1 protein-coding gene is annotated in these 1,523 nt (G+C 42.4%); it reads right to left on the minus strand.

Annotation, left to right across the window (positions count from 1 at the left end; genetic code table 11):
• Nucleotides 1–323 precede the first annotated feature (323 nt).
• Nucleotides 324–1,466, minus strand: coding sequence for an alcohol dehydrogenase (locus FFM65_RS12485; protein WP_137610123.1), 1,143 nt, complete (start codon nt 1,464–1,466; stop codon nt 324–326).
• Nucleotides 1,467–1,523: the final 57 nt, after the last annotated feature.

The following is a 1,523-nucleotide window of genomic DNA, read 5'->3' on the forward strand; positions in this document are numbered from 1 at the left end:
CTTTTTTTTTTTTTTTTTTTTTTTTTATAATGCTAAGACTTGAAGTATTGAAAATGAGAATTTTGCATTACAAAATGAGTAATTGGTGTGGTGCCCACAAAGATATAAAACTAACATCCTAGTCACCCTCCATCATATCAAAAGATATGTTGTATTTATTTAGCCCTCATACAATTTTATTTCACACAATCACTATAAAAGTCACATCTAAGCAACAACCGTGAAAGGGACCAAGAATTTATTGCACACCAAACTTATTCTTCATTTTTTTTCACTTGATAGATAACATTTTTCTCCTAGCAGAGAACAATGTTGTTGTTGTTTTACTCTTCCATGCGGATAAGGCACCTTATACCCTCCCCTTTTAGCATGTACTCAAATGCTTTATTAATCTCTGAGAATGGAATTGAGTGAGTGATAAATTTCTCCACTTCCAGCTCCTTGTTCATGCACTTCTCCACAACAGAAGGAAGATCCGTGCGGGGTTTGTAGTTACCAAAGAAGGTACCCTTAAGAGTTCTCCCATCCAAGAAATTCATAGGATGAGTTTTAAATTCGGCATCTTTTTTCGGCACACCAACAAGAACAGCAACACCCCATCCATCATGAACACATTCAAATGCAGCAATGGAAGCTTGGATGTTTCCAGTACATTCAACAGCACGATCTACTCCTCCATTAGTCATCTCAGCAATGATCTGTTGTACAGGTTTGTTATGATCTTTAGGATTCACAAAGTCAGTGACACCAAACTTTTTGGCTTCCTCAAATCGGTTCGGAACTAAATCAACCCCGATGATTCTAGATACACCTGAAAGCCTTGCCCCTTCAGCAGCAGCAAGACCAACAGCTCCAAGTCCAAAGACAGCAAAAGAAGAATCGGGCTTTGGTTTTGCAACATTTACAGTAGCACCAAAACCTGTGCAGAATCCGCAGCTGAGAACACAAACTTTGTCAAGTGGAGCAGCAGGGTTGATCTTTGCAACACATCCAGCATGAACAACAGTGTATTCGCTGAATGTAGAGGTTCCGACGAAATGGTAAATGGGCTGTCCATTTTTCGAAAATCTAGTTTTTCCATCATTGAGCATAACACCCCTATCTGTGTTGATTCTGAGTAGCTCGCACAAGTTGCTCTCATCTGACTTGCAATGTGCACATTCTCCGCACTCTCCGGTGAACACAGGGAGGGCATGGTCCCCGGGTTTGAGATCAGTCACACCCTCACCTATGCTCTCCACAATCCCTGCAGCTTCATGACCTAGTATGCGGGGAAATAATGGATTCTGGCCCTTGGCCTCCCACCAGTAAACATCTGTACGGCAAAGAGAATTGTAGAGGATCTTCAAACGGACTTCACCGCGCTGTGGCGGCGCAACCTCGACTTCTTCTATCACTAGTGGCTTCCCGGCCTCCCACGCCACCGCAGCTCTGCACTTGATGACCTTACCAACCTTGCTAGACATGGCTACTAAGTAAGGAATATTATGAATCAAGTGATGATGAGTGTGTTATGGTTCTGC

The sequence above is a fragment of the Companilactobacillus formosensis genome (assembly GCF_005405305.1).
Classification (GTDB): Bacteria; Bacillota; Bacilli; order Lactobacillales; family Lactobacillaceae; genus Companilactobacillus; species Companilactobacillus formosensis.

Excerpts from the sequence above, each read along its gene's own strand:
- FFM65_RS12485 (WP_137610123.1), bottom strand. The coding sequence starts at position 1,466 with ATGTCTAGCAAGGTTGGTAAGGTCATCAAGTGCAGAGCTGCGGTGGCG.